Source organism: Salinivirga sp. (assembly GCF_035268865.1).
In the GTDB taxonomy this organism is placed as follows: Bacteria; Bacteroidota; Bacteroidia; order Bacteroidales; family Salinivirgaceae; genus Salinivirga.
In genome coordinates this window covers 1-6,903 of the sequence record NZ_DATFKB010000043.1, presented here as the reverse complement: position 1 = coordinate 6,903, position 6,903 = coordinate 1, and the positions used below count along the sequence as shown (strand labels likewise).

At 39.7% G+C, this 6,903-nt stretch carries 7 protein-coding genes; 1 reads left to right on the top strand and 6 read right to left on the bottom strand.

The genetic code is table 11. From position 1 onward, the window contains the following. Positions 1-23: 23 nt before the first annotated feature. The 6 genes from VJ937_RS02975 to queG all read right to left on the bottom strand — a co-directional run bounded on the left by VJ937_RS02975 (position 24) and on the right by queG (position 6,234). Positions 24-401: a DUF1987 domain-containing protein gene (locus tag VJ937_RS02975; protein ID WP_324065414.1), complete on the bottom strand. Its 378-nt coding sequence runs from the start codon at positions 399-401 to the stop codon at positions 24-26. A gap of 4 nt (positions 402-405) precedes the next feature. Then, on the bottom strand, positions 406-1,602 hold the full coding sequence (locus tag VJ937_RS02970) for an FprA family A-type flavoprotein (RefSeq protein ID WP_324065413.1): 1,197 nt from the start codon (positions 1,600-1,602) through the stop codon (positions 406-408). A gap of 35 nt (positions 1,603-1,637) precedes the next feature. Next, entirely contained in the window at positions 1,638-2,117 is a 480-nt protein-coding gene (locus VJ937_RS02965; RefSeq protein WP_324065412.1) for a PaaI family thioesterase, read from the bottom strand. A gap of 465 nt (positions 2,118-2,582) precedes the next feature. Then, entirely contained in the window at positions 2,583-3,038 is a 456-nt protein-coding gene (gene pyrI / locus VJ937_RS02960; RefSeq protein WP_324065411.1) for an aspartate carbamoyltransferase regulatory subunit, read from the bottom strand. Positions 3,039-3,051: 13 nt separating this feature from the next. Beyond that, positions 3,052-3,960: an aspartate carbamoyltransferase gene (pyrB, locus tag VJ937_RS02955; protein WP_324065410.1), complete on the bottom strand. Its 909-nt coding sequence runs from the start codon at positions 3,958-3,960 to the stop codon at positions 3,052-3,054. Positions 3,961-5,304: 1,344 nt separating this feature from the next. After that, positions 5,305-6,234: a tRNA epoxyqueuosine(34) reductase QueG gene (queG, locus tag VJ937_RS02950; RefSeq protein ID WP_324065409.1), complete on the bottom strand. Its 930-nt coding sequence runs from the start codon at positions 6,232-6,234 to the stop codon at positions 5,305-5,307. A gap of 297 nt (positions 6,235-6,531) precedes the next feature. On the opposite strand from queG, the gene VJ937_RS02945 reads away from it, so the two are divergent. Beyond that, the coding region (locus VJ937_RS02945; RefSeq protein WP_324065408.1) for a hypothetical protein at positions 6,532-6,903 on the top strand (372 nt) is incomplete at its 3' end.

Here is a 6,903-nt window from a genome sequence, read left to right as displayed (position 1 = left end):
TTTATTTATATTGCAACGCAACTTTATTTGAGCACAGCTTCATGAAAGGCAAAAGGAATTTTCACCAATTCATTATAGTCTTGTGCCAAATCAAGAATGTCATCATCATTATAATACCAGTTTACTTTTACTTCAAATTTTTGTTTATGAAGTTCTTCCAGCTTTTTAAGTATTTGCAAAATAAATTTGCTGGAGCTGGTATTGAAAAATTCGATTTTAAAATTAAGGGTTGTAGTTTCTTTGGGTTGTACTGAATACTCATCCAACCAGTCAAGTACTGGTTTGTAAGTATTTATTGCATTCTCAGGGATCGAACGGCCATACAATTCAATGGTGCCGGTGCTGCCGTTTAGCGCAATTCCCGGAGTTGAATGTGTGGCTTCATAAAATAGGTCTTCCATGGTTTTAATTCTGGTTTTTTATTGCATTAGCCACTTCTGTTGCAATTTCTTCACAAAGGGCCAATTCGTCGTTATTTGGTGCACATCGTGCTTCTGCTTTAGGGCCTAAAGGCTCAAGTTTTAGCTCTTCTGCCCATTTTTGCAAGGTGCGATGGCCACCGCCACCCCATGAGGAGTTGCCGAAAATACCCAGATGCCGGTTCTTAATGTACATGTTTTTGAGTTTATCGAGCAGCGATCCAACAGGTGGGAAAATACCACCGTTGTAAGCCGCACTGCCGATAATCAGTCCGTTGTATTTCCAAATGTCACTTATAATGTATGATGCATGGGTTTTTGATGCATCGTATATACGAATATTCTTAATGCCTTCTTCTGAAAGTTTGCGGGCAATATGGTCGGCCATTTTTTCGGTATTGCCGTACATAGATCCAAAAACGATTACCACACCGTCTTCTTCTGCCTCATATTTCGACCATTTCTGGTATTTATCCATGATGTAGTCGATGTGGCAACGCCATACGGGACCATGTGTGGCAGCAATTTGTTTAATTTCCAGCGTACTGAGTTTGGCAAGTGCTTTTTGGGTTTGGTTGCCATATTTACCTACAATATTGCTGTAATATCTGCGCAGTTCATCGTGGTAAAAGTCTAAATTGAGTTCATCATCGAATACACCACCATCCAGGGTCCCGAAACTGCCAAATGCATCGGCTGAGAACAGGGTTTTGGTTGTACTTTCATAAGTGACCATTGTCTCTGGCCAGTGCACCATCGGTGCCATGTAAAAACTCAGTTCATGTTTTCCAAGTTTAAGCGTATCGCCTTCGGCTACCTCTTTCTTACCTTCCTCTATGCCGAAAAAGCCTTCCAGCATGGGAAAGGTTTTTTTGTTGCCCACAATTTCTATGTCGGGGTACTGGTTTACAATTTGTTTAATGGCACCACTGTGGTCTGGCTCCATATGGTTTACAACAAGGTAGTCAATGGGAGTTTGCCCGAGAATTTCTTCAATTTTGAGCAAAAAATCTTCCATATGACCGTATTCAACGGTGTCTATCAAGGCCACTTTTTCATCTACAATGAGATAAGAATTGTAGGCTACGCCATTAGGCAAAGGCCATGCATTTTCAAATAAATTTGTACGGCGGTCATTGACGCCAAGATAGTAAATATCATCAGAAAGTTTTACGTGCTTCATGCTACTATAGATTACAATATTTTTTCTAATTTGTTTCACTTTTCAAAAAAAGCATCGCGGCCCGGATAATATAGTTTTTTGGCCGCTACTTGTGGAGGAAACAAATAATACACCACTTTTCCTTCTGAACATAAATCGCCGGCAAAATTAAAAATTTGAGCATGAATATGAGCCTTTTTTCGGTTTTTTTCTGTCAATCTGGCACGTATCGTAACAGGGTGGCCGTCTTCAATCATTACAGGTTTATGGTATTGGGTGGTCATCTCAATGGTCATTCCCGAGGTGTCGGTTTTTATGGCAACAACCCAATTGGCAATTTCGTCCATAATAGTGGCTTGTATGCCGCCATGAAGCACATGGTAAAAACCTTCAAATTGTTTGGTGGGTTGCCATTCAGAAACAACCTCTTCGCCATCTTCATAAAAAGTCATTTTTAAGCCATCATGGTTATCAGGTGCGCAGGCAAAGCAATTATAGCCTTCCAGCTTTGCGTAGGGATTATTGAGTTTTATCATAGGGTTTCGTTTAAGTTGATGATTTACAGGGTTGAAATTTACTTATATCTCAAAAATTTTTCGATTCTTTTTCCTGTGATTTATTGTTTGTGCATTCCTTTTTGCTTCCTGAAAGGAATCTGAGGGGCAATATGTTTGAATTTGCATCGGAATATAATTTCGCCGATGATTTTTTGGGATGAAACCTCCATGATTAAACACACCGCAAATGCCCGCAAAGAGAGTTCTGCGCAACTCTGCGAGAAATATAACGTGGAACAAAAAGATTGCATCTAACCGTTGAAAAAAAATCATATTTAATTTCTGTGAAACACTGCATTTTATGCTTTGGATGCTCTAAACCGGGGTGTTTACCATGAGTAAGAGGCTGCAGCTTTTTCAGGATGAAGAATCTTAATAAACCTCAAATTTGAGATTTTAATGCTTATTCATACCCCTTGATGCGTTATTTTTTGTTTGGCGTTTTTAAATGATTTCCAGATTTGGTTTATCAGTTACTTTTTCACAATAATGGCACTTGAGATCTACATGTTTTTTATCGATTACTGTGAATTTCGTGATGATGTTTTCCTGATTGGTAACACATTTTGGATTCATGCATTTAGCAATTCCTTCCACTTCATCGGGTAGTCCCACTACCTTTTTCTCAACCACATGGTAATCATCAATGATGTTTAACTTGGCCTCTGGTGCTACAAGGGCAATACGGTTAATTTCATCATCTTTAAAAAACTTACCTTCAAGTTTAATGATGGCCTTTTTACCGTATTTTTCGCTTTTGAGATTGGTTCCAAAAGTGATTTGACTGTCGAGCTCATCCAGTTTTAATATGGAAAGCACATCAAAAAGACTGTCGGCCGGAATGTGGTCGATAACTGTCCCTTTTCCAATTGCGCTTACGCTGAGTGTTTTATCTTTCATAGTTGTTATCGTTTTATTTAAGTCCGAGAATTGAAGAAATAATTGCCTGACGCATATATACACCGTTGAGTGCCTGTTGAAAATAATATGCTTTTGGATTGCTGTCCACATCCTCGTGAATTTCGCTTACACGGGGCAGCGGGTGCAGAATACGCATATTATCTTTGGTTTGATCCAGCATTGCGTTACGCAGCACATAACTGTTTTTTACTTTTTCATACTCAATTGGGTCTGAGAACCGCTCTCTCTGAACACGCGTCATGTATATAATATCGGCGTGCGGAATAGCTTCTTCCAGGTTATCATGCTCGTAATACCTGATATTTTGGTTGTCCAGGTAGTTTTTGTATGTGTCGGGCATGCGCAGCTCATTAGGAGAGATAAAATTAAAGGTGGTGTTGAAATTCGACATGGCCATCATTAAGGAGTGCACTGTACGGCCATATTTTAAATCTCCAACAAGTGCCACATTCAGGTTATCGAGTGTGTTTTGGGTCTTTTTTATGCTGTAAAGGTCGAGCATACACTGGGTTGGATGTTGGTTGGCGCCGTCGCCTGCATTAACCACGGGTACAGGTGCAATTTCACTGGCAAAGCGGGAACTTCCTTCCAACGGATGGCGCATTACAATAAGGTCGCTGTAATTGCTCACGGTTAAAATGGTGTCTTTAAGTGATTCGCCCTTTTTTACACTGGAGGAAGCAGCATCGGTGAAACCTACTATTTTGCCACCCAGTCGGTTAATGGCGCTTTCGAAGCTTAGTCGTGTGCGCGTAGAGGGCTCAAAAAAAAGGGACGCGATAACGACCCCTTCTAATAATTGCTGTTTTGGATTTTGCTCAAATTCTTCGGCAATTTCAATTAACCTGAGATATTCCGCTTTGGAATAATCGGTGATTGAAATCAGGCTTTTGTTCTTCATAGGATTCGTTTTGTTTACGTTTTCAATAGCAATTTTAGGTTCGCAGTCATCTTATGTAACGTTACTAAGGTCTGTGTTGTATTGGCTTTTTTAAGCACAAAAATCAGGTAAAATTAAGGCAAGATATTTCACGAGTCAATATAGGATATCAACTTTGTTTTTCGTACTTTTGTAGTCTTTCCCCATTAATTTTTTTTACCTAAATTCCTGGCTAACGGCGGAAAACGTAGCGGGTTCTTTTCTTATCATGGTGCAAGTTATGCATCTTTTTCCCAAATTATTATATAGTAATTAAGCTTAATTTTCTCTGACTTACCTGAGTTACCAGGTCATTTATGGCGAGGAACTGGCAGCCTTTAATACCTGTTAGACTTTGGCCAGGATTGCTATATAGTGCCTCTTAGAAAACATTTAATATTTTGCGTCTATAAAAGCAACTATTACCTAAGTTGAGCGATTTGAACGTAATGAACCGAGCCATGACGAGTTTTTGATACGCAACTATATTTTAATTAATGGAGGAAAAAGGTTATACGGTGTGCAATTGAAACATCATGGGGAACTCTATATGGCCTATAAAATCAAAATACAAACATATAAAATAGCGCTTTATTTTTGGATTAATCCCGACTTAGAAATTGTTGATTTTTCACCGAATTGATAAGGTGAAAATCTTACAATTTCTTTATCCGCGAAACTTTGGGTACGAGGCAGTGAGCGAAAATCGCTCAATTCAGGTGTTATCCACCTCATCAACGACAAGGCTTAAAGCGGGCTGGCCTGATCAAATTACTCGTAAACTCGTGAGGGCTAAAGCCGTTGGCGGGCCAGCGTAGGAGTGAATATCCAATCGATATAAATGACGTAAAAGAGGCTTGTTCAGCTTTTTCAGGTCATTTAATCTATTGGATAGAGCGGGCTGAAGCGTAATTTGATCTTGATTTTTTGCCCCACTTTTTCATCAAGAAAAAAGTGGGGACCTTAATGGTTTACCAGAAGTTACCATAAACTTGTTACCGATCAAATTGACGGGCTGAATGGCGAAACCTTGCTCCGTTGTATCTTCGCGAAGGCTCAACCCTCATGAGCGATAGGCGAATAACCGTAGTTTGATCCTGATTTTTTGCGCCATCCTTCGGTCGCCGAAGGCTTGCTGCAGGTGAAACGCTGAAGCTAAGGCGACATGCGATTGTACTTTTTTTTCACTTCGACAAGCTCAGTGCATCGCAAGAAAAAAAAGTTTAGTAAAAAAAGTCCACAACTTTTTCATCTGATCCATTTTGGGTGCCAGGTATTTTCCTGTTGTTTTTAAAACCGGAGTGGTTGTAATATCTGGAGCTCTGGCTATTTGTCAGGCTTTTGTTTTTCTATACGGTTCATATTCCTACGCAGCCTTCTTAGTCCGGTACGAAAAAGCACAGTATTGCCAAATTGCTTTTTGAACTTGCTGCTGCCTATTTGTTTCCATTCCTCATCGCTTAAATTGAGTATCTCAGGTTTGCCCCTGAACTCCTGCCAGCCAATTTTTGGTGCGTTTTTGTTAAATGGGCACACGTTTTGGCAAATATCACAACCAAAAATATGTTTTGACAGGTTTGCTTCTGCTTCGAATTCACCTTTATGTTCAATGGTTTTGTAAGATATGCACCTGCGGCTGTCGACTTCTCCCGGCGCCACAATAGCATTGTTGGGGCAGGCTTGCATGCAACGGGTGCATTCGCCACAGCTGTATCCTTCCAGTGGTTTATCGTATTTGAGTGTGGCGTTGATGTAAAGTTCTCCTATAAAAACATACGAACCAAGTTCGGGATTAATCAGCATGCCGTTTTTGCCTATAAAGCCCAGCCCGGCCTGTGCTGCCAGAAAGCGTTCAGGCACCGGTGCTGTGTCGGTAAAGGCCCGGCCTTCTGTTTTAGGATCGATGTTTTTTATGAAGCTGAGCAACTCGGCTAATTTTTGTTTTACTACGAAATGGTAATCCACACCCACAGCATACCGTGAAATTTTGTAATTGCTTGCCAGTCGTGGTTTTCCGTGATTATATGGTGCCAGTACAACTATGGCAGATTTGGCATTATGGAGCAGTAAATCGGGCTGAAACCTCTGTGCGGCATTTTTCTTCAGGTATGCCATGTCGCCATGGAAATCTTTTTCCAGCCATGTATCGTAAAACTTTTCCAATTCCCGGCTTATTTGACTCAAATCAGCAAATCCTGCGGCATGAAATCCCAGCTCAATCGCTTTGTTTTTTATGTCTTCGCTATACTTTTCCATAGAGGCCATTTGCGAAATTAATGAAAAAATGGGAGGTGCAATATTAATTCTGAAATGCCTAAGTAAGGCGTATAATAAAACCCGAACATGCTTGTTAACAGTGCGATAACTTATTATTAACGTTTTTAGTGGTTTTATAAAATCTGTATTAAGACATTGAAATTTAATAGATTAATATATTGATGATTTCTGGATACTTGACATTTGTCATACTTAAATTTGAATAAACATAAAAATAAATTAAATTTACAATTGAGAGTGAATTTTCAAAACTATTAACCAAAAGTTAAAATTATTATGAGACACAAATTATTTACACTTGCCATTAGTATGCTGGTTTTTGCCTTTGCAGCTAATGCGCAGAAAATGAACTCTGCTTTTAAAGTTCCGCCCGGAAAGCAGGAAGTTCAGAAAAAAATGGATGGCAAACAGGCTCTCCATGAAACAAGCCTTAAAAAGCAGGAAATGGAACAGAAAAAAACGTTCACTCCTGCAAGGCAAACTCACATTTACTACAGCCAGGGCAACTCAAAAGCTGAAATCTTTGCAGAAGATTTCTCTTCAGGGGCCTTACCAACAGATTGGCAAAATGTTGATAATGATGGTTCTGGCCAAATATGGGAATTTGATAACCCAGGAGGAAGAACCATAAATACAACAACCAATGCG